This is a genomic window from Sphaerisporangium perillae (assembly GCF_023276435.1).
GTDB lineage: Bacteria > Actinomycetota > Actinomycetes > Streptosporangiales > Streptosporangiaceae > Sphaerisporangium > Sphaerisporangium perillae.
This window is the reverse complement of record NZ_JALLPO010000008.1, coordinates 94,469-114,685: the sequence shown is the minus strand read 5'-3', so window position 1 is coordinate 114,685 and position 20,217 is coordinate 94,469. Positions and strand designations below refer to the sequence as shown.

At 67.1% G+C, this 20,217-nt stretch carries 20 protein-coding genes; 10 read left to right on the top strand and 10 right to left on the bottom strand.

Annotated elements, in window-relative coordinates; translation table 11 throughout:
* Window positions 1–7 precede the first annotated feature (7 nt).
* On the top strand, window positions 8–325 hold the full coding sequence (locus tag MYF83_RS09985) for a Tn3 family transposase (protein ID WP_248959956.1): 318 nt from the start codon (window positions 8–10) through the stop codon (window positions 323–325).
* A gap of 225 nt (window positions 326–550) precedes the next feature.
* Here the strand turns inward: MYF83_RS09985 and MYF83_RS09980 are convergent, their stop codons facing one another.
* The 5 genes from MYF83_RS09980 to MYF83_RS09965 form a co-directional block, all read right to left on the bottom strand.
* Window positions 551–1,522 carry an ABC transporter permease gene (locus MYF83_RS09980; protein WP_248959955.1) on the bottom strand — a complete coding sequence of 324 codons (972 nt, stop codon included), beginning with the start codon at window positions 1,520–1,522 and terminating at the stop codon, window positions 551–553.
* Between the two features lie 13 nt (window positions 1,523–1,535).
* A complete protein-coding gene (locus tag MYF83_RS09975; RefSeq protein WP_248959954.1) occupies window positions 1,536–2,498 on the bottom strand; it encodes an ABC transporter ATP-binding protein in 963 nt (320 codons plus the stop codon).
* Window positions 2,495–2,887, bottom strand: coding sequence for a GntR family transcriptional regulator (locus MYF83_RS09970; RefSeq protein WP_248959953.1), 393 nt, complete (start codon window positions 2,885–2,887; stop codon window positions 2,495–2,497). The genes MYF83_RS09975 and MYF83_RS09970 overlap by 4 nt, the downstream gene beginning before the upstream one ends.
* Before the next feature lie 354 nt (window positions 2,888–3,241).
* Window positions 3,242–3,391, bottom strand: coding sequence for an integrase (locus MYF83_RS42515; protein WP_279339341.1), 150 nt, complete (start codon window positions 3,389–3,391; stop codon window positions 3,242–3,244).
* Window positions 3,325–4,101, bottom strand: coding sequence for a tyrosine-type recombinase/integrase (locus tag MYF83_RS09965; protein ID WP_279339340.1), 777 nt, complete (start codon window positions 4,099–4,101; stop codon window positions 3,325–3,327). Before MYF83_RS09965 ends, MYF83_RS42515 begins: the two co-directional genes overlap by 67 nt.
* A gap of 354 nt (window positions 4,102–4,455) precedes the next feature.
* On the opposite strand from MYF83_RS09965, the gene MYF83_RS09960 reads away from it, so the two are divergent.
* The 5 genes from MYF83_RS09960 to MYF83_RS44765 all read left to right on the top strand — a co-directional run bounded on the left by MYF83_RS09960 (window position 4,456) and on the right by MYF83_RS44765 (window position 10,422).
* Window positions 4,456–7,077 (top strand): winged helix-turn-helix domain-containing protein, encoded by a 2,622-nt coding sequence (locus tag MYF83_RS09960; RefSeq protein WP_372500126.1) that lies wholly within the window; start codon window positions 4,456–4,458, stop codon window positions 7,075–7,077.
* Between the two features lie 35 nt (window positions 7,078–7,112).
* Window positions 7,113–7,322: a DUF8691 family protein gene (locus tag MYF83_RS09955; protein WP_248959951.1), complete on the top strand. Its 210-nt coding sequence runs from the start codon at window positions 7,113–7,115 to the stop codon at window positions 7,320–7,322.
* Window positions 7,323–7,414: 92 nt separating this feature from the next.
* A complete protein-coding gene (locus tag MYF83_RS09950; RefSeq protein WP_248959950.1) occupies window positions 7,415–7,981 on the top strand; it encodes an isochorismatase family protein in 567 nt (188 codons plus the stop codon).
* A 33-nt stretch (window positions 7,982–8,014) separates the two neighbouring features.
* Complete coding sequence (locus MYF83_RS09945; protein WP_248959949.1) at window positions 8,015–9,076, top strand: MBL fold metallo-hydrolase; 1,062 nt, start codon at window positions 8,015–8,017, stop codon at window positions 9,074–9,076.
* The gene (locus MYF83_RS44765; protein ID WP_248959948.1) at window positions 9,076–10,422 is read left to right on the top strand and encodes an aldo/keto reductase; all 1,347 of its coding nucleotides are present in this window, start codon (window positions 9,076–9,078) and stop codon (window positions 10,420–10,422) included. Before MYF83_RS09945 ends, MYF83_RS44765 begins: the two co-directional genes overlap by 1 nt.
* A 266-nt stretch (window positions 10,423–10,688) precedes the next feature.
* Here MYF83_RS44765 and MYF83_RS09935 read toward each other — a convergent pair whose 3' ends face one another.
* From MYF83_RS09935 to MYF83_RS09920, 4 genes are all read right to left on the bottom strand, one after another.
* Window positions 10,689–11,162 carry an ester cyclase gene (locus MYF83_RS09935; RefSeq protein ID WP_248959947.1) on the bottom strand — a complete coding sequence of 158 codons (474 nt, stop codon included), beginning with the start codon at window positions 11,160–11,162 and terminating at the stop codon, window positions 10,689–10,691.
* Between the two features lie 230 nt (window positions 11,163–11,392).
* The gene (locus MYF83_RS09930; RefSeq protein WP_248959946.1) at window positions 11,393–11,635 is read right to left on the bottom strand and encodes a DUF8691 family protein; all 243 of its coding nucleotides are present in this window, start codon (window positions 11,633–11,635) and stop codon (window positions 11,393–11,395) included.
* A 60-nt stretch (window positions 11,636–11,695) separates the two neighbouring features.
* A complete protein-coding gene (locus tag MYF83_RS43650; RefSeq protein WP_248959945.1) occupies window positions 11,696–14,356 on the bottom strand; it encodes a winged helix-turn-helix domain-containing protein in 2,661 nt (886 codons plus the stop codon).
* Between the two features lie 128 nt (window positions 14,357–14,484).
* Window positions 14,485–16,239, bottom strand: coding sequence for an MFS transporter (locus MYF83_RS09920; protein ID WP_248959944.1), 1,755 nt, complete (start codon window positions 16,237–16,239; stop codon window positions 14,485–14,487).
* Window positions 16,240–16,483: 244 nt separating this feature from the next.
* On the opposite strand from MYF83_RS09920, the gene MYF83_RS09915 reads away from it, so the two are divergent.
* The 4 genes from MYF83_RS09915 to MYF83_RS09900 all read left to right on the top strand — a co-directional run bounded on the left by MYF83_RS09915 (window position 16,484) and on the right by MYF83_RS09900 (window position 19,870).
* Window positions 16,484–17,374, top strand: coding sequence for an alpha/beta hydrolase (locus MYF83_RS09915; RefSeq protein WP_248959943.1), 891 nt, complete (start codon window positions 16,484–16,486; stop codon window positions 17,372–17,374).
* 34 nt (window positions 17,375–17,408) lie between these two features.
* Window positions 17,409–17,846 (top strand): nitroreductase family deazaflavin-dependent oxidoreductase, encoded by a 438-nt coding sequence (locus MYF83_RS09910; RefSeq protein WP_248959942.1) that lies wholly within the window; start codon window positions 17,409–17,411, stop codon window positions 17,844–17,846.
* Window positions 17,847–18,326: 480 nt separating this feature from the next.
* Window positions 18,327–19,184: an RNA polymerase subunit sigma-70 gene (locus MYF83_RS09905; protein ID WP_248959941.1), complete on the top strand. Its 858-nt coding sequence runs from the start codon at window positions 18,327–18,329 to the stop codon at window positions 19,182–19,184.
* A gap of 62 nt (window positions 19,185–19,246) precedes the next feature.
* On the top strand, window positions 19,247–19,870 hold the full coding sequence (locus MYF83_RS09900) for a dihydrofolate reductase family protein (protein WP_248959940.1): 624 nt from the start codon (window positions 19,247–19,249) through the stop codon (window positions 19,868–19,870).
* Between the two features lie 127 nt (window positions 19,871–19,997).
* Here the strand turns inward: MYF83_RS09900 and MYF83_RS09895 are convergent, their stop codons facing one another.
* Entirely contained in the window at window positions 19,998–20,180 is a 183-nt protein-coding gene (locus MYF83_RS09895) for an SRPBCC domain-containing protein (RefSeq protein WP_248959939.1), read from the bottom strand.
* Window positions 20,181–20,217 lie beyond the last annotated feature (37 nt).

Here is a 20,217-nt window from a genome sequence, read left to right as displayed (position 1 = left end):
GCACGTCTTGAAGCGCGATCTGCTCTACGCCCACGAGGGCACCGTCCGGGCGCGGCACCTGGAGCAGCAGACCGAGCAGGCGTGGTGCCTGACGCTCGTGACCAACTCCGTAGTCGCGTGGACGACGGAGTATTACGGCCTGGCCGTGGACTCGATGCGCGCCACCGGGCGGAGCGTCGACGATGAGGTGCTGGCCCACATATCCCCGGCGCACAGCGAGAACATCAACTTCTTCGGGTCCATCGACGTCGACATCGAGGGCGAGCTGGCTCAGCTTGGCCCCACTGGCTACCGGCCGCTGCGGGTGCGCGACACCCTCTTTTGACCTGCCGAGTCGGCAAGGGCGCTGTCGTTCGGGCATCTACTCAAGGAAGAGTCGGGCAGTTTGATCAGGACGGGCAAGTCCGCAGCGGGCCGGCCTACGCCACGCAGAACTCGTTGCTCTCGGTCCTGCATGATCCCCTGCTCGCCCTCTACTGGACGCCTTGCAGAAGGCGGTGACGGTCCTGCGCCAGGCCGTCCCGTCACCGTGATAAGGCGATAATTGGTTTCAGATGCGGGGCCGAAGGGTGCGCCGGACGGCGACACCGCCCAATACGAGAGCGGGGATGAGCAGGATTCCCGCTTCGGTCCATTGGAACCGCCAGAACCTGCTCGCGGGGTGGAATTCGGCGACCTGTCGATAGCCGTGGCCGAAAGCGCACTTGGCGTACTTCTTGGTCGTCTCGTCTGTCCCACAGGAGCCGGCGAGCGCGAGCGCTCTCTCCTGAGAGGTGAACTTCACGCCACTTCTGTCAATCCAATAGTCGTTCACCCCCAAGGAGCCCTCCGGCGCGAGCTCGTCCGCGACCGTGGCCTGCACTGCTCGCTCCGGCGTCGCGTAGAAGGACGGCGCCCTAAGAAGTCCAAAGAATGCTAACGCGCACACCGCCAGGGTCACCGCCATCGCCGGCAGGGTCCGCCGGAACAGCGCGCCCGTGGCCATGCCGAGCACGAACGCGGACAGCCACCACGCCGCTGGCACGATGCCGACAAGGCGGAACCATCTCAAGTCGAGGTGGTCAATGTTGTAGGGGGGGACGTCGAAGGCGGCCAGCCACGGGTTGACAATGCCAGCCAGCACCAGCCCGCCGAGCGTGACCGTGGCACCGAGCCCGACGATCTTGGTCGCCAACCAGCGGCGCCGCGTCACCGACTGGGTCCAGGTCAGTTGGTGCGTGCCGTGCTCGAACTCCCGGGCCAGCAGCGGAGCGCCCCAGAAGGCGCCGATCATCGCCGGGGCCAGCAGCGGAAGCCATCCGAGGAGTTCACCCACCGGCCGTATGCGCTCGTTCATCGCCACGAGGTAAGCGCTGCATGCGGGCGTGTCCGTCACGCAGTCGGTCGCCGGAGCGTTCTGGGCGGCAAAGTCGGCGGCGCCCAGACCGCTGATGAGCAGAACTGCGCCGAGGACGGCCAGCAGCGCCGTGGTGAGGAGCACCTGCATGCGGTGCTGCCGCCAGGTAAGCCACAACACTTCCATGTCTCCTTAGCGGTCAGGAAATGGTCAGGGTCGGACGAGGCAGTGAGGTGGTGTCGGGGCGGCGCAGGTAGGCCAGCACCAGCTCCTCCAGGTTCACGCCGGAGGAGCTCCATCGCGGGTCATGCAACGGCGTTCCCGGGCCGGTGCGGGCCAGCAGGTCGGCCTGCCGTTCGCTGCGGCTGTCGCTGATCACCGGCATCCGGGCCGCCACCCCGTCGGCGAGCTCGGCCGGACCGGACAGCATCCGGTGGGTGGCGAGCAGCTCATCGACCTCGCCGCTGATCTGGACCTGGCCGCGGTTGAGCACCACCAGCCAGTCGCAGGCGTTGGTCAGGTCGGACACCACGTGGGAGGACAGCACGACGGTCATCTGCGTCTCGGCGACTGCCGCCATCAGGGAGCGCATGACATCGTGCCGGGCCACTGGATCGAGGTTGGCCAGCGGCTCGTCCATGACCAGCAGATCCGGACGCTTGGCCACGGCGACGCTCAGCGCGACCTGTGCCTGCTGACCGCCGGAAAGCTTGCCGACCTTGCGGTTCAACGGGATGTCCAGCTCCGCCAGCCGTTGCCGGGCGAGGGCGTCGTCCCACCCCGGATTGAGATGGTGTCCGAAGCGGAGCATCTCAGCGACGGTGAAGCCGTCATAGAGGGGTTTGTCCTGAGCCAGGAACGCCACCCGCGCGAGGGCCGCCGCCCGCTGCCCGACCGGTTCGCCGAAGACACGCACGCTGCCCCGGGTGGGGGCGATCAGACCGGCGACCAGGTGCAGGAACGTGGACTTGCCCGCGCCGTTCGGTCCGACGAGCGCGACCACCCGGCCGGCGGGGACAGACAGCGAGCAGTCGCGCAACGCCCACATGCCCCGATACCGCTTGGCGAGCCCTATGGCCTCCAGAGCCGTCGGGCTCTGTACGGGAGGGGTGAACTCACCAGATCCGCCGCCGAACATCCCTACCATCCGGTCCGCCGTCATGCGGTCTCCTCCCGAAGGGAGTCAGTGAGCACCGAGGTGAACAGCGCCTCCATGTCCTCTTGGTCGAGCCCTGCTTCACGGCAGCCGTGCACCCACCGGGCGAGATCACTGCGGAACCGGGTGTGATCGGCCATGGATCCGCCGCCCAAGGACCGCTGCACGAACGTGCCCAACCCCGGCCGGCCAACGACCAGGCCCTCGCGTTCCAGTTCGCGGTAGGCCTTGGCCACTGTGTTCGGATTGATCGCGAGGTCGCTGACGACCTCTTTGATCGTTGGCAGCCGATCGCCCGGCATGAGCACACCAAGCCGCAAGGCGTGTTTGACCTGATGCACTAGTTGCAGATATGTCGCCACACCAGAGCTTGGGTCGAGGCGAAGCTTGATCACTGCACTACCCTTTTCCTATTAGATTAGTAAAAGGGTACTAACACCCATGATCTTCGTCAACTCGGCCTCGGTCCCTCGCGCGGGTCGTCACGCAAAGACTCAGCGCTGCCAGCAAAGCAAGATCGGTGACCGACGCTTGCCCCATTCATTGATCGCGGAGGGATCGGCATGAGGCCGGATGCTCACGGGAGGTGCAGCCAAGGGTCCGCTTGAGAATCCAAAAGATAGGCGAAGGGTTCGAGTCGCCCCTCGGACACAAGATCAGTCCCGACTCTGTGCAGGCCACAGGCTCGGGACTTTCTCTATTCCGGGCCGATCTCCCGCGTGATACCAGCGGTGATACCGATCATGGTTTCAGACCCCCGAAACCAGGGCTGCGAAGGTGTCTGCCGCGTCCTTCTGGTTGCCCGGGAGCACGTGCGCGTAGACGGTCAAGGTCACCGTGGCGCTCGCGTGGCCGAGCCGCTCACTGACCACCTTGAGCGGTACCCCCTTGGCGAGCATGAGCGTCGCGTGCGTATGCCGAAGATCGTGCAGGCGGATCTCCGATGGCGCGGCTCCTCGCCGAGCTCCTTCCGGCACCTCGCCAGATGCTCGCGGAAGGTGCGGGAGAAGCGCTCTGGGTGCCGGTGCCGGCCCTCGATGTCACCGAACACCAGAGCCCCATCACGCGCGAGCTCCAGGGCCAGGCCGCCGCGCTCCCGCTTGTGCGCCTTCAGGAGCGCGGCCGTCCCCTCGTCGAGGTCTACGACGCGGGGCTTCGCCGTCTTGGTGTCCCCTTCCTTTACCTGCATGCCCTCGCCCTTGACCCTGACGACCCCCACCGACCGCCGGATCCGGACGGTGCCGGCCTCGGGGTCGACGTCGCGCCAGCGCAGCGCGAGCAGCTCGCCGCGGCGCATACCGGTCATGGCCAGCACATGCCACGCGGTGTGAAGGTGGCTGCCCTCCTTCGACCAGTCGAGGAACGCCCGGAGCTGGCCGGCGGTCCACGGATGCATCTCCGGCGCCTTAGCCTGCTTCGCCGTCGGCGGGTTCGCTCGGTCGGCGGGGTTCTTCGCCAGGCGGTCGCTGTCGACGGCACCCTGAAGCGCGGCCCGGAGGATCGTGTGGATGTAGCGCACCGTCCGCGGACTCAGCCCATCGCCCGCCTTGTGGTCGCTGCGGCCCTGGCGCTCAAGCCGGTACAGCGTGTTGATCCGGGCCGTCGTCAACGAGGAGAGGGGGACGGCGGCGAGCGCCGGCTTGATGTGCAGGCGGATGTTCTTCTTGTAGCTGGCGATGGTCGATCCGATCGAGGTCCGTCACCCTTGCCCACCCACCATCATCGGTGAGATCACCGCGGAGGTCGGCCACCGTCAAAGTCACTGTCTAAAAGATCTTGTTCTCGCCCTGATTAAGTCACTCCCCAAGTCTCGCGAGAGACTGAAATGGTGTGGCTCCGTTCGCTGACGCCGCAGGTCAAGGTTCACGCCGGGTCTGGTGACCGTTCATCGCCGGATCCCGGTGATTGTGGATCCGTTGACATCCGTTGACATCCGTTCTAGGCGCTTGATACGCAGTTGATCGTGCTACCCCTCGCAGGAAAGCCGCTCCATCGTCGACTCATTGCTCGGGATGCTCTGGTGGCCGCGTTGGATCGGGCGGCCACCAGGCGAGTGACGATCATCACCGCACCGGCCGGCAGCGGGAAGTCATCGCTCTTGCAAGCCTGGTTCGAGCATCGTGAACGACTGGCGATCGTCCAGGTGCAGCGCGATAAGCAGTGCGCCCAACTCTTCTGGCTCGCGATGCTGGACGCCGTCCAGGAACTGTCGGACAGGCCGACCCCTGCCGAGCCGCTGACCGCATCACCGGACTTCAGCGGCGCTCTCGTCGCGGACCGTATCCTGTCGGAACTGGCCGAACTGACCGGCAGCGTCTGCCTCGTGATCGATGACCTGCACGAACTGACCACGCCCGAGGCCTTCCTCCACTTGACCCATTTTCTGATCAACCTTCCGCCGCACGTGCACGCGGTCCTCGCGACCCGTCGAGATCTTCCCCTCCGGCTCCACCAACTACGTCTGGCCGGGCGGCTCGCCGAGCTGCGGGCCGCCGACCTGCGCTTCAACGCGACCGAGACCCGGGCCCTGCTCGCCGCCGAGGGGATCACCCTGTCGGATGCCGCTGTCGCCCAGCTGCACGAACGCACCGAAGGCTGGGCCGCCGGTTTGCGGCTGGCGGCGATCTCCCTGACGGATCATCCAGACCCGGAGCGCTTCGTCGCCGAGTTCACTGGCAGCAACCGGGCCGTCGCGGAGTACCTGGTCGCTGAGATGCTGGACCACCAGCCGGAGGACGTGCAGAATCTGCTGCTGCGGACCTCGATCCTCCACAGGGTCAACGGCGAGCTGGCTGACCTGTTGACCGGGGGCACCGGGGCAGAACGGATCCTGCTGGGACTGGAAGATGCCAACGCGTTCGTCGTCTCCCTCGATCCTGACCGGACCTGGTTCCGTTACCACCACCTGTTCGGTGATCTCCTGCGGCTGGAACTACGCCGGATTCTGCCGGGTGAAGTGCAGAACCTGCATCGCCGGACTGCCGGCTGGCTCGCCGACCAGGGGGAGATCACCGAAGCCGTCTGGCATCTGCAAGCCGCCGGTGACTGGGCGGACGCCGCAGTGCTGCTCGCCGACTACTCATTCGGCATGTTGCTTGACGGGCAGGAGGAAACCATGCAGGCGCTATTGGAAGCCTTCCCCCTACGTACTGGGTCGAGCTTTCCGGAGCTGAGCGTCGTGCGCACGATGGTCAGCCTCTTCCACGGACGTCTCGACGAGGCGGCTGCTCAGCTGGCCATCACCGAAGCCCGGCTGGCGACGGCTCCTGAGGACCGGCGGCGTCGGCTCGCCACTGTGGTCGCCTCACTCAACCTGTCGCTCGCCCGGCGGCGTGGTGTTCTCGCCGATGTGATGCGCTATGCCCGATTCATCGACTCCCCGTCGCCCGGAGGCATCGCCCTGAGCAGTGAACTTCGTGTCATGGCCCTGATGAATCTGGGAACGGCGGAGGCCTGGACCCTGGGGATCTCCGATGGCGCTCGTCATCTGCAGGAGGGCGCCGACCTGGCCAGAAAGATCGGCCGGCCCTATCTGCAGGTGGCCTGTCTGGCCCAGCTCGGATTCGCGACGAAGCTCCCTGATTTCACCTACTCCCGCAGGCGCTGCGAGGAAGCGATCGCCCTCGCCGAGGAGCATGGCTGGGGTACTGCGGCAATCCTCGCGCCAGCACTGATCACCCTGGCCTGTTCGATGGTCTGGACGGGGGAGTTCGACGACGCAGATCTCGCTCTGCGACGTGCCGACCTGGCATTGGGCTCAGACGAAGGACCGGGCATCGGCACGCTGCTCCACCTTGTGAAGGGAATGCTCCAGGCCGGTCGAGGGCGCATCCAACGAGCCGCGGAGGAGTTCGCCGACGCACATCGCCTGCAGTCACAGCTGTCTCACCCGCACGCGTTGACGGGATACGTAACCGGCTGGTTGTTGGCCTCCCAGGCCCGTCTCGGATTCTGCACCGAAGCCCGCAACGCTCTCGAAGCACTCGGCGGTCCACTGGCCGACTCTGCGGAGATCTGCAACGCTCGGGCGGCCGTCTGCTTGGCAGAGGGCGAACTGGTCGGGACCCTGGCCGCGGTCTCCAGGGTCATCGACCGGAGCGCGCCCGCCGTCCACATCGCCACTGTCGTCGAGGCTCACCTGCTCGCCGCACTGGCCCACTCTGGGCTCGGCGCCGCCGAACTGACCCGGCAGTCCATTGAGCACGCCCTGGCGCTCGCCGAACCAGAGGGGCTGATTCTGCCCTTCGTGATGACCGGCGGGGGTGACCTCCTGGAGTCGCTGCCGCACCACCGGTTCGCTCACACAGCACTCATCGCTGACATTCTCGACGTCGTCCGGGGAGCGTCCCCGGCCCTGTCTTCGGCGGCCCTCCCAGAGCTCAGCCCCGCAGAGCTGCGGGTCCTGCGCTACCTACCGACCAACCTCTCCCGTCCCGAGATCGCCAATGAACTCTCCATTTCCGTCAACACAGTGAACACCCACCTCCGCAACATCTACACCAAGCTCCAGGCCACCGGCCGCTCCTCAGCCGTCAAACGAGCGCGCGAACGCCGACTCCTCACCAGGTTCACCCGATCTGGGTGAGGCCCAATCACCGACCGCCCGCCGACCCTGCTCGTATGAACGCAGAACCGGCCCAGTACACCATCCGCGTAGCCGGCCGCCTCGGCGCCACCGCCCTGTCGGCGTTCCCACCCTCCCTGATCGCCGAGCACCGGCCCGACCACACCGTCTTGACCGGCCTGCTGGACCGCTCCGCGCTCTACGGCGTCCTCTCCCAAATGGAGATGCTCGGGCTCGACCTCATCGAACTCACCAGATCGATCTGAATCACCAGGATCTGGTGATGGCCAGTCACCTGGGTCGGTCAGAGGCTGTTTGCCACTGGGTAAGGCACGCCGCCACAGGAGGGAACGGGTCGATGACGAAGGATCTGGGTGTCTGGAAGGCCGAGGACTGCGCGCTGGTGCTGATCGACTACCAGAACGAGATGTTCGAGGTCATCCGGTCGGAGACCAGCGCGGAGATGGTCGAGCTGAATGTCAGGCTGCTGGCGAGGACCGCCAAGGCGTTCAACATGCCGATCGTCCTGTCGACGGTGGGCGTCAAGTTCGGCCTCAACGCGCCTACGCTCCCGGCGGTGCTGTCCGATCTCGAGGGGATCGAGCCGATCGAGCGCCTTCCGACACCCGACCTGGCGCTCTTCCTGATCGGGGGCGCCCTGATCGGGGCCGGATCCGGAGCGGTCTTCAAGGGCACCACCGCCCTCGTTCTCGAGGCCGCCCCGCCCGAAGCCCGCCTGGCGATGACCTCGGCCCTTCTCATCGCACTCTTCATCGGGCTCTCGGTCCCCGTGATCGGTGCCGGTATCGCCCTCGACCAAGGTGCGAGCCCACCCGACACCGTGCTCGGCTTCGCCGTCCTCGTCGGTCTCGGCGTCTGCGCCTCGGGCTGGGCACTGCTCAGCCGCCGACCCGAGACCGACTGACCCGTATCCCCTCAGCCAACCTCCAGGAGAGTCATGTCCCTGCTCGGCAACCCCTCGAACCGCCGTTCCTTCCTGGCCCGGTCAGCGGCCGTCGCGGCCGTGCCCGCCCTCGCCACGGTGGCAGGCAGCACGCTGGCCGGCCCGGCGTCAGCCGACACCCTGCCCGACTACGCACCGATCCCACCATCGGCGCTCGGCCCTGCCCTCAACGCGCAGGGCTACTACGTCGGACGAGTGGAGAAGAACCTGTACTGGGTCACCGACGGCACCTACCAGGCCGCCTTCCTCACCACCCGCGAAGGCGTCGTCCTCTTCGACGCGCCGCCGTCCATCGGGCGCAACCTCCAGCGGGCCATCGACCAGATCGCCTCCGCCAACGGCGTCTCCAACAAGGTCACCCACATCGTCTACTCCCACCACCACGCCGACCACCTCGGGGCCTCGTCACTGTTCGGCAAGCACGTCGTACGGGTCGGCCACGCCGAGACCAAGAAGCTGCTGGCCCGCGACAACGACCCGACCCGGCCGCTGCCCGACGTCGCCTTCGACAAGCGCCACACGCTGCACGTCGGCGGCGAGCGCATCGACCTGGCATGGCACGGCACCAACCACACCCCCGACAACACCTACATCCACCTACCAGAACACGACACCCTCATGCTGGTCGACATCAACCTGCCCGGCTGGGTGCCCTTCGACAACTTCAACCTCAACGAGGACGTCCCCGGCTCCATCGCCGCCCCCGCCAAAGCCATGACCTACCCCTGGAAGCACTACATCGGCGGCCACATGGGCCAACTCGGCACCCGCGCCGACATGGTCACCTACCAGCAATACGTGAACGACATCATCGCGGGAGTCACCAAGGCCCTGACGGCCGTCGACCCGACCCCCTACTTCGCCAAGTACGGCAACAACTCCTGGGCAGCGGTCAAGACCTACCAGGCCGCGCAGGCCGACTACGCCGCCGCACCCGTCATCAAGAAATACACCGGAGTGCTGGCCGCCGCCGACGTCTACACCGCCAGCACGGCGTTCATCATCCTCGAATCCATCCGCCTGGACCTCGGCGCGGGCTCCCAGGTCCACGACTGATGATCGCGAAAGGCCCCGGTCTCGGTGGTACCGTCGCGCTCGGCCCCTGGCGGGTGCACCGTGCCGGGTACGGCGCGATGCAACTGGCCGGCGACGGGGTCTTCGGACCGCCCCGGGACCGGGACGAGGCCCTCCAGGTACTGCGAGCCGCTATCGAGGCCGGGGTCGACCACATCGACACCGCGCGGTTCTACGGCGCGGGCACGGTGAACGCCCTCATCCACGAGGCGCTGCACCCCTACCCGAAGGGGCTGGCGCTGGTGAGTAAAGTGGCCGCGCGCCGCACCTCCGGCGGCACACTGGTGCGATACGACGAACCGCACCAGCTCCGCCACGGGATCGAGGAGAACCTCACCGCTCTCGGCGTGGACCAGCTGGCCGCCGTGAACCTGCGCATGATGGACCCGGCGGAGGCACCTGACGGGCGGTTCGACGCCCGGCTCACGGCGCTGGCCAGGGCCCGGGATGAGGGGCTGATCGACGGCGTCGGGCTCAGCAACGTCTCCCTGCACCACCTGCTGCGCGCTGTCGACCAGACAGAGATCGTCTGTGTGCAGAACCTCTTCAACCTGGCCGACCAGAACTCGGCGGACGTGCTCGCCGAGTGCAGCCGGCGCGGGATCGCCTTCATCCCTTACTGCCCCGCTGGGCCTGCCCGGCCCCGTCCGGAGCCGGCTGCTCGCCGACCCTGTGCTCACCGCAATGGCCGAACGGCTGCACGCCACCCCGGTCCAGCTCGCACTCGCCTGGCTGCTCGACCTCTCCCCGAACATCCTGCTCATCCCCGGAACCCGCAGCCGCGCCCACCTCGCCGACAACCTCGGAGCCCCCGGCGTGGCCCTGGACGATCCCGCCCGCACCGAGCTAGCCCGACACTTCCCCTCACCAGAAAGGACCTGACCGTGGACAACGAACAGACCATCCGCAACGCCTACCAGATCGCCGAGGACCAGGACAGCGAGGGCTGGCTTGCCGCCTTCACCGAGGACGGCACCTTCACCGACGAGTCCATCGGCGTCACCTACCGGGGCCGGGACCGCGCCTTCCCGGTGGAGAACTTCGCCCGCGCCTTCCCCGACATGCACCGCGAGCTCCACCAGGTGTACGTCACTGGCGACCTGGTCATCGTCCAGCTCGCTCTCCAGGGCACCCACAACGGCCCGTTGAGCACAGCCGGTGGAACCCTCGAACCGACGGGGAACCGGATGGACGCACCCTGCTGCGACGTCTTCGAACTGGAAGACGGCAAGATCAAGCGCTTCGATTGCTACCCATCGGGAACGGTGATCCTCGCCCAACTCGGAGTACTCGGCGCACTCGATGCAGCCGTACACCCAGCGCCGTAGGTGAGGGTCTGGCCCGCTCGGCTGGTGAGCTGGTTGGCATCGTTGTAGGCCATGCCGCTGAAGGGGCATGCTGACCTGGGCATAGATGCCGCTTGTCGCGAGAACCCAGCCATGCGTGCCTGCCGAACGAGGCATTCCGATCCGGCGCGCCTGAGTTGGATGCCCAGCCCTATGCCGGCGCCGGGTTCCACCCGGAACCCTTGAGCTGAGAGATAACACGACGAAGAGCAGGCCTATCTCCCGCACCGCACGCTTCTCGGTCGGGCTCATCGTTCTGGCGCGGACGCCGCTATTGCGGAGGTGAAGTCCGGCAGTACGCCTAGCTGCGCGAACATGGTGGTCATGCCGATGTGACAGTTGAACATCTTGATCTTGCCGTCGCTCAGGTACCAGAAGTCGGCGGTCGGGATGTCGAGCTTGGCTCCCGTGGGCTGGATGACGCCGACGGGCGTCTCGAACGGCCCGAGGAAAGTCCCCTGGATCGACAGCTCGATCGCGACGACGTTCCCGAGCACGTTGACCCGGTGCAGCTCGCGGTGAACATCGGGGAATAGTTTGCCCATCCAGACAACGACGTCGCCGAGTTGCTCACCACGGTAGCTCTCCTGCCCGGACACACCGCCGATACCGTTGAACACACCGTCCTCGGCGAACAGATCGACGAACCCCTGGACGTCCAGGACATCACCCTCCGTCAAGTGGTACGCGCGGCGCACGAGCGCTTCGGTGTCGGTCGTCATTGTGATCTCCCATCTGAGCCTCGAACACGGCGTAACCAGATTCACCCCCGGGACGGTGAGAGGTCGTCACCGTATTCCAGTGATATCGGGAGTTACGCTCACCGGGCATGAAGGAGGCGTTGCAGGCCGTCCTGCTACCACTGCCGTCTGTGAGGGCTGGTAGCCGATGAGCAGGAGCGCTGTGTTCTGCGAGGTGAGGAGATGGTCAGCGAGCGGGGTGACCGCCACGCTTAGCGGCTGTCACCTGGTTCCGATGATCTACGTTCCGGGGCGAGCCTTCGGATCTCGAGCAGATCCAGGCCGAGCGCTTCGATCTCGGCCAGCACACCGTAGAGCGCAGACCGATCCAGCAGGCCGGTGAGTACGGTGTGCGCGCCGTGATGCTGCGGCGCCAGCGCAGGAAAGGCCGACAGCACGGTAGCGCCAAGGTGCCCGTTGATCCGGATCATGTACGGGGCGGGTGCCGGGTTCATGACACCATGGTCGAGTGTTGGCAGGTGACCCCGGATCGCCGGGATCGGGTGGCCGTCGGTCTAGCTAGTGCGGCGAGCAGCAAGTAGCCGCAGTTCCCTGGCACGCCGCACGGCCGAGGAACGGTCACGGACCTGGAGCTTGGCGTAGACGCTGCGCAGATGCGTGTTGACGGTGTTCAGCGAGACGGACAGTTCGTTGGCGATCTCGGGCCTGGACAGGTTGGTCGCCAGGTACCGCAGCACCCTGAGCTCGCCCGGGCTGAGCTTCTTCGCCGGCGGGAACGAGGACTGCTCTTTGGCCATCGAAGATGAGCCGTGGAGTACCTCGAGGATGTCGGCGAGCAGCGCGGCGTGCGAGGTCTGGTGCCGGGGCAGCGCCTCGAGCAGCTCTGCCGAGCCGGTCATCGCGAAGGGCAGGACCAGCCGGTCAGAATCCGCCAGGGCCAGTGCACGTTCAGCCGCCTGGTTCGCCGCGCGCTGGTCGCCGAGCTCACGATGGGCGAGCCCGGCGAGCAGGTGCGCTTCAACGAGCGTGACGTAGCCAAGGACGGGTGCCGTGTCATCGAGCACATCGTGCAACGCGTCCAGGGCTCTGGCCGGATCGCCTTCCGCGAGGCAGATCACCGCCCGGGCATTACGTATCTCGCCGGAGCTGGTCCACTCATCATCAAGTGCTGTGAGAGCGGCACGGGCTTCACCGAGCAGTCCGAGGCGGGCTTGGGTGGCGAGCAGCCAACTAGTCATCTGCCTCGCCAGCGCCTGTGATCCCTCCATCTGCGATGCCAGGTCTTCGGCCGCGCCGAACTCTTCGAGTGCCTCGTGGTGGCGGCCGCGACAGGCGTGCAGTATCGCGACCGTCTGGTGCAGCAGGAGCCTGATGTCCGGCCCGGTGTCTGTTTGGACAGCCTGTTCGGTGCGCCGCAACCACCGGTCGGCCTCGTCGAACTCACCCAGAAACACCATCGTGCTGGTGAGCGTCATCAGTGCGGGTGCGATGACCGGTTCTGTGCCCCAGCCGTACCGTTCAGCGAGCGTGATCGCTTCGCGGCAGCGCCGCTGTGTCGTGGCGAACGCTTCCATCTTCGGCATGGCTGCACCGTGGAAGATGGAAGCGAAACCGAGCTGCGCGAGGCAGCCGACTTCCAGGTAGGGTCGACCGATCCTCCGGGCCAGGGCGGCGGCTTCCCTGAGGTGGCGTTCAGCGTCTGGCACCCCTAGGGACCACGCCTCGGCGGTCCCTAGATTCATCAGCGCCACCGCTCGCAGGTCACTGCCCAAGGCGAGGTCTTCGTCGGACCATCCCGTGAGCGGGGAAGCCAGGAACCGGACCTGCTCGATGACGCCGGCCAAATGACCGCGCCGCCTGGCCAGCGACAGCTTCAGTGACGCGATCGCCACGTGGAGGCTGTGCTGGCGACCTGGTGGCGTCGTCTCGGCGTACGTCTCGGTGACCACCAGGTGGGCGGCCGCCTCGTCCAGGCGCCCATGAGCAAGGTCACCCATCGCGTGCACCAGGGCCAGCTCGGGGTGGTCCGCGCCCGGCGGAAAGGCCTGCAGCAGTGCCTGCATGGTCTGCGCCTGCCCGTCGAGGGTCAGGTTGAATGCATGGTCGGCGAGTAGTTGGGCCGCCTCCGGCCAGTCACCGGCGGCCTGGGTGTGCCGGATGGCCTCGGCCGCCTGGCCGTGCCGACTGAACCATCCGGCGGCGCGCCGGTGCAGTGCGGGTATTTCCGCGGGCAGCGTACGGCGCATTTCCAGCCGGAGCAGATCGGCGAACAGCTGGTGGTAGCGGAACCAGGTGCGTCCGGGGTCGAACGATTCGACGAAGGCGTTGGTGTCTTCGAGGTCCAGCAGGATCTGCTCTGAGCCCGGGCGGCCGGTCAGCAGGTCGGCCAGCTCGCCGTTGACCCGGTCGAGCAGGGAGGTGCGCAGCAGCAGGTTCTGGACGTCGGGCGGCTGGCGGTCGAGCATCTCGGCGAGCAGATACTCGGCGACTGTGCGGTCGCTGCCTGAGAACTCGGCGACGAACCGCTCCGGGTCTGCGTGGCCGATCAGGGAGAGGGCCGCGAGTCGCAGGCCTGCGGCCCATCCCTCGGTCCGCTGGTGCAGTAGCGCCGTCCCTGCCGCGGACAGCGCGACGCCCGACGCTTCGAGCAGCTCGCGGGTCTCGCGCTCCGAAAAGCGCAGGTGCACCGCGCGGATCTCGGCGAGCTCGCCTGCCAGGCGCAGCCGGTGAAGCCCCAGCCGCACATCGTGACGCGTGGCCAGGATCGCGTGCACGTTCGGGGGAAGGTTGGTCAGCAGCCGGGTGAGCTGAGCGGGGATCTCCGGCGGATGCAGCTCGTGGAGATCATCAACTACCAGCGTGACACCGCCCTGAGCTTCGGCGAGCTCCGAGAGCACTCGGTCGACCATCGCGTACCCGTTGAAGTCAGGTGTCGCTGCTGACAGTTCCGCGTCGCTGTTCGCACCGGTGGCGCGACGGACCGCGTCGAGCAGGGCCAGCCAGAACTGCTGGGCATCGTTCTGGTCGCGTTGTACCTGCACGAGGGCGAGCCGATGCGGCCGGCCTGCTCGGCCGACCCAGGCGCGCAGCAGTGACGTCTTCCCGCTGCCGGCCGGGGCCGAGATGATCGTCACCTTGCTCGCCGCAGCGCGATCCAGGGCAGCGAGCAGATCACGCCGGTCGATCAGCCGGGGAGTCGTTGGAACAACCGTCACAGGCCTGCCTTGATATCAATGCCCGACACGCTGGCGCCGGTCACGCATCCCTGGCACCTGTTGTCTCTCTATCGGGCCGTCGCACGCACTGTCAACGGCGTGCGAACCTCAGTTCTGCTGAGCCTTGGCTAGCAGAGCCGGCATGGACGGACCGCCGAAGCGAGAGCGACTCGATCCTCATAACGCTGCGTAGCTTCGGGCTGAAGGGCTGCGAGCTGCGGTGCCGCTTCCTGCTCCGCTGCGGGCTCTGGTGCCACCTCTAGCGGCGCGGCGCCGGTAAGTTCCTTGCGGCCGAGCCTGATGGTGGCGATCGCGATGAGGAGGGCGAGCAGCGCGACCCCTGCGGCAACCTCGAAACCACGGGAGAAGCCGACTGCCAGGGCGTGATCGTAGATGGCTGCAGGCGGTGCGGTGCCCGGCTTCGGCAGTGGCCGGCCCGCCTTCGCGGCGTCCGCGGCCTGTGTCCTGACGCTGTCGGCGACGGTTGTCCAGGCGATCGTGCCGAGCAGGGCGAGCCCCATCGCGCCGCCGATCTGTTGGCCTGCGTTGAGCAGGCTGGAGGCGACGCCTGAGTCCTGCTCGGCCACGTTGTGCAGGGAGACCAGCGACAGTGGGACGAACACCAGGCCGAGCCCGAATGAGGTCACAAGCAGCGGGCCGAGCAGCTGCCCGGCATAGCCGGATTGTTCGGTCAACCTGGAAAACCAGAACGTCCCGACCACGACCGCGGCGACGCCTGTCAGGATCAGCGGCCGGGCCCCGATCCGCGCCATCAGCGGCGTGGCCAGCCCCGACGCAGCCACGACCCCGACGGCGAACGGCAGGTAGGCCATGCCCGACCGGATCGCGCTGTATCCGAGCACGCTCTGCATGAACAGGGTGAGGAAGAAGAACAGCCCGAACAGCGCGGTGGAGACGCACAGCATGATCAGGTAGGCGCCCGACCTGTCACGGTCGGCCAGCAGCCGCATCGGCAGCAGCGGGTGCGAACTGCGCATCTCGATCAGTACGAACGACACGAGCAGCGCGACGGCGGCAACCAGCGACGCCAGTACCGGCACGTCACCCCAGTGCGACACCCCCTCGGGCCCAGCAGCGGCCTTGGACAGGCCGTAGACGAGCAACGCGACTCCGCCGGTGGCAGAGACCCCGCCGGCCATGTCGATCCGGCCCGGCCTGCGGGGCGATTCGGCCAGCACGCGCGGCGCCGCGGCCGCCACAAGGATCCCGATGGGGACGTTGACGAACATGACCCACCGCCACGACGCATAGGTGGTCAGTACACCGCCCAGCAGCAGGCCCGCCGCGCTGCCAGCACCGGCCATCGCCGCGTAGACACCGAACGCCCTGTTGCGTTCCGCGCCCCCGGGGAAGTTCGTAGTGATCAACGCCAGCGCGGTCGGCGCGATCACCGCGCCGCCGACACCCTGTAGTGCCCTGGCGGTGAGCAGCCACCACTGGCTGGTGGCGAACCCACCGAGCAGGGACGCCATGGAGAACAGCAGCAGCCCGACGATGAACACTCGCCTCCGGCCGAGAATGTCACCGGCACGTCCGCCGAGCAGCAGCAGCCCACCGAAGGTGACCGCGTAGGCGTTCACCACCCATTCCAGGCCGCTACCGGAAAAGCCGAGCGCACTCTGCACACGCGGCAACGCCACATTGACGATGGTGGAGTCGAGCACGACCATGAGCTGAGCGGTCGCAATGACGATCAGAGCCAGGCCGAGGCGAGGGTTAGTGGCGCCGGATGGATCGAAGGTGTTGTCTTCGCCGGAGGCAGGTGATGTCACGGTGTCTCCCCAGGATCTGGCCGCACGTCCGCAGCGGCCTGCGAGCGTCATGACGAACCAAGGCTCGCCTTCAGCAAAGTGAGAGGTCATCACCGGATCCCGGTGATTCGCCCCAACTCGACAACGCAGCACAGGACGGGATCACAGCGGCCCCTCAGGGCAGCGGGAGGACCAGGACCGCCAGACGGCGTTCAGCATCGCCGACCGGGCCTTGCCTGCTCGGTCCCAGCGAATCACCGGGATCCGGTGACGTCTCCTCACCCGGCTGGCTGCAAGCATCAGCACGCAGCGCACCTCCCTGCTGGGAACTCCCAACCGACGAGGAGATTCGTCCGTGAGCAACGAACAGCGAGAGAACCTCGACGCGATCCTGCGGCAGTCAGCCTTTCCCGCCGTGAGTGACGTCAACGAGCAGCGGCGACAGCTCCGGGAGTTGCTGTCGGCGCAGCCCCTGCCCGCCGATGTGACCGTGACCGCGGCAGTACTGGGCGGTGTCCCAACGGCCGAGGTCACAGTCGACGGAATCGAACCTCGCCACACTGTCCTGTACTTCCACGGCGGCGTGTACGTGCTGGGGGACGCCTTCCTCGCCGCCGAGCTGGCCTCGCAGGTCGCCCGGCGGACCAGCGCCAAGGTCATCTCCGTCGACTACCGGCTCGCCCCCGAGCACCCCTATCCGGCGGCGGTCGACGACGCTCTCGCCGCCTACAGAGCCCTCCTGGACAACGGCACGGACCCTTCGGACATCGCCTTCGCAGGAGAATCCGCGGGCGGCGGGCTCGCCGTCGCCACCCTGGTCAACGCCCGCGATCACGGATTGCCGCTGCCGGCCGCGGCCTTCGTCATGTCACCGTACGCCGATCTCACCCTGGCCGGGATAACCATGGAAACCAAGCGCAAGGCCGACCCGCTGCTCAGCCCAGAAGCGCTCCAACCCAGAGTCACCGACTACGTCTCGGGGAATGATGCCGCCCTCGGCCTCATCAGCCCCATATTCGCCGACCTGTCCGGACTATCGCCCCTGATCATCCAGGCAGGAACGCACGAGGTCCTCCTCGACGACGCCACCCGCCTCGCGCGACAGGCCGCGCTCGCCGACGTCGAGGTCACGCTCGAGATCGTCCCCGGGGTGCCCCACGTCTTCCAGGCCTACCACCCGATCCTCGACGAAGCCGCCGCAGCACTGGACAGAGCCGGACGGTTCTTGTCGGCGCATCTCGCCTGACCTATCCCGGGACCGCTAACGACAGGAGTTCGATATGAACGAACCGCTCGATTGGAACGCGAAGACCATCGCAGAGTTTCGAGCGAACGAGGGCAGAGTCGGCGGGATCTTCGAGGGCGCTCCCATGGTCTTGCTGCACCACCGCGGTCGCAGAAGCGGGAGCGAGTACGTCACTCCGACGATGTACCTCCCGCACGACACCGAGCCGGACATCGCCTACGTCTTCGCGACGAAGGGCGGAGCACCCACCAACCCGGACTGGTATTACAACCTGACCGCCGCCAGCGACGCCAGCGACGCCAGCGTCGAACGCGGAACCGAGACGTACCAGGTGACCGTCCGCGAATTGACCGGCGTCGAACGCGACCGCATCTACGCCGAGCAAGCGCGGCGCTTCCCAGGCTTTGCCGAGTACGAACGCCAAACCGCCGGGGTCCGCATCATTCCCGTCCTCGAACTAAAGCGCGTGTAGCCGCAACAAGCACCTGGCTGTCTACGCCGCACTGCTGAAGAAGCGGCCAGCAAGATCACGCTCGTCGGCTATGCCAAGGCGAACGCCCTTTGAGCTCAGAGACAACAAGACGATGGGTATCCTTATACTCGCATCCGAAGACGACCCCCGATATGCCAGACGAGGCGCGCTTTACGTCCCCGGCGAATTCTCCGCCCGGCGGGAGGCGGAGCGCCTCATACGCTTCTAGGGCGTCGTGGAGGGGCTGGCCTCGATACCGAGATCCTCCCCGAACCGATGTAGTCACCCGGAACGAGTCGCCGGAAACCGGCCGATGGCCTCCGCAGCTTCCCAGACACGCCGTTACCCGGGGGATCATCCCACCTGACCCTCTTAAACGAGCATTTGATTTATTTGATGAGATTAGAGAGTCCATCCGCCAAGGAGCGCTGCGCTTGCCGAAAATCTCATCCGTGCAGGTCAGGCGGCATGCTGATACTCGTGGAGGATTCCGCCGAGGCGTTGGTGCGCTTCGAGGGCCGGAGCTCGCTGCGGACCTGGCTCTTCCGCGTGGCGACCAACGCCTGCCTGCGGCTGTCGTCGCGACCCCGCCGGATGCTGTCGTTCGACCACGGCCCGGCCCGTTCCGACACCGGCGACCTCGGGGAGCCGGTGACCGGTCCGGTCTGGCTTGAGCCGTGGCCCGACGATCTGCCCGCGGAGGAGGAGCCCGACCCGGCGGCGGCGTACCTGCGCCGGGAGAGCGTCGAACTGGCCTTCGTTGCCGCGCTGCAGCACCTGCCGGGTACCCAGCGCGCGGTGCTGATCCTTCGTGAGGTGCTCGGGTTCACCGCCGCGGAGGTCGCCGAAATCCTCGATACCACGCCTGCGTCGGTGAATAGCGCGATGCAGCGCGCCCGGGCGGCTCTGGAGCAGCGGGTGCCCCGGCGCACCCAGCAAGCCGAGCTGGCTGCGCTGGGTTCGGGCGGACGCCGCGCGTTGGTGGACGCGTTCGTGACGGCGTGGCAGCGGGCCGACGTCCCGGCGCTGCTCGAGTTGCTGGCTGAGGACGCCCGGTTCACAATGCCGCCTCTGCCCGCGTGGTTCGACGGTCGCGAGGATGTCGGCCGGTTTCTGGCCGAGCGGATGTTCGCCACGCCGTGGCGGCTGGTGCCGATCGCTGCGAACGGGCAGCCCGCGTTCGCGTGCTACCAGCACGACGGGGAGCGGTTCCGGCTGGGCGCGGTCAATGTGCTGAGCCTTCGGGACGGCCGGATCTCGTGGATCGCCGGCTTCGTCGACCCCCAGCTGCTCCGCCGCTTCTCCGTCCCCATGGAATTTTCTCCGCCGGACCGATGAATCCGGCGTCGCCGGTGTCTCTGAAGGGGTGACAGCTCGAACACCAACCTGAGGGGCGCACCATGCGCAAGCTGATCGTTTCCAACATCATGTCGCTGGACGGGTACTTCGAGGGGCCGGGCCGCAACGTCATGGCTCTGCCGATGGACGGGTTCTTCGACGAGCACAACCTCGAGCGGCAGCGGGGCGCCGACACGCTGCTGCTTGGTGCGACGACGTACATGGGGCTCAAGGGGTACTGGCCGGCGGTGGCCGAGAACCCCGGGGTGTCCCCGGCGGTGGCCAACAACCCCGGCGTGGCCGACCTGCACCGTGAGACCGGCCGGCGCAACAACGAGATGCGGAAGGTCGTCGTGTCCGACTCCCTGACCGAGGAGGACACGGCGCCGTGGACCGACACCACGACCATCGTGCGACGGGCGGACGCGCACAAGGTCGTCGCGGAGCTCAAGGAGCGGCCGGGCAAGGACATCCTGATGTTCGGGAGCCGGACGCTCTGGAACGACCTGCTGGTCGCCGGGCTCGTCGACGAGTTGCACCTCATGGTCGGCGCCGCCGTTCTCGGCGGGGGTACCTCGGCCTTCGGCGCCGGGCAGGTCCCGCCGCTGCGGCTCATGAGCACCCGGCGACAGGATGAGTCGGACAACGTGCTGCTGCATTACAAGATGGTTGGCCGCGGCGCATAACGTCGCGGAGCGCCTGCAGTCAGACGATCTCCTAGTACTCCAGCGGTATCGTGATCTTCACTTCTCTCGTGAGCTGCTTGTCGTCTGTAGTGGCCGGCCGCGCAGCGTACGCGGGCCGGCCCTCGCCTCAGGAGCACAGCACCGAGATCGGGCGGGGCTGGCCCGTCTCCAGCAGGGACTTCAGGCTGGAGAGGACCTTCGCCCAGCCCTGAGCGGTGCCCTCGTACTGGTCGGCCGGCAGGTCTTCGTGGGTGACGGTGAGGCGCACGGTGCCGCCGTGGTGATCCGCCCCGGCTACCTGGACGGCCACTGGACCAAGAATGAAAGCAACTGGCGCTCGCACGAAT

Bases quoted from the DNA above. Each gene is read 5' to 3' on its own strand.
- MYF83_RS09980 (WP_248959955.1), bottom strand. From the start codon at position 1,522: ATGGAAGTGTTGTGGCTTACCTGGCGGCAGCACCGCATGCAGGTGCTC.
- MYF83_RS09975 (WP_248959954.1), bottom strand. From the start codon at position 2,498: ATGACGGCGGACCGGATGGTAGGGATGTTCGGCGGCGGATCTGGTGAG.
- MYF83_RS42515 (WP_279339341.1), bottom strand. From the start codon at position 3,391: ATGCTCGCCAAGGGGGTACCGCTCAAGGTGGTCAGTGAGCGGCTCGGC.
- MYF83_RS09955 (WP_248959951.1), top strand. From the start codon at position 7,113: ATGAACGCAGAACCGGCCCAGTACACCATCCGCGTAGCCGGCCGCCTC.
- MYF83_RS09950 (WP_248959950.1), top strand. From the start codon at position 7,415: ATGACGAAGGATCTGGGTGTCTGGAAGGCCGAGGACTGCGCGCTGGTG.
- MYF83_RS09945 (WP_248959949.1), top strand. From the start codon at position 8,015: ATGTCCCTGCTCGGCAACCCCTCGAACCGCCGTTCCTTCCTGGCCCGG.
- MYF83_RS44765 (WP_248959948.1), top strand. From the start codon at position 9,076: ATGATCGCGAAAGGCCCCGGTCTCGGTGGTACCGTCGCGCTCGGCCCC.
- MYF83_RS09935 (WP_248959947.1), bottom strand. From the start codon at position 11,162: ATGACGACCGACACCGAAGCGCTCGTGCGCCGCGCGTACCACTTGACG.
- MYF83_RS09930 (WP_248959946.1), bottom strand. From the start codon at position 11,635: ATGAACCCGGCACCCGCCCCGTACATGATCCGGATCAACGGGCACCTT.
- MYF83_RS09920 (WP_248959944.1), bottom strand. From the start codon at position 16,239: ATGACCTCTCACTTTGCTGAAGGCGAGCCTTGGTTCGTCATGACGCTC.
- MYF83_RS09910 (WP_248959942.1), top strand. From the start codon at position 17,409: ATGAACGAACCGCTCGATTGGAACGCGAAGACCATCGCAGAGTTTCGA.
- MYF83_RS09900 (WP_248959940.1), top strand. From the start codon at position 19,247: ATGCGCAAGCTGATCGTTTCCAACATCATGTCGCTGGACGGGTACTTC.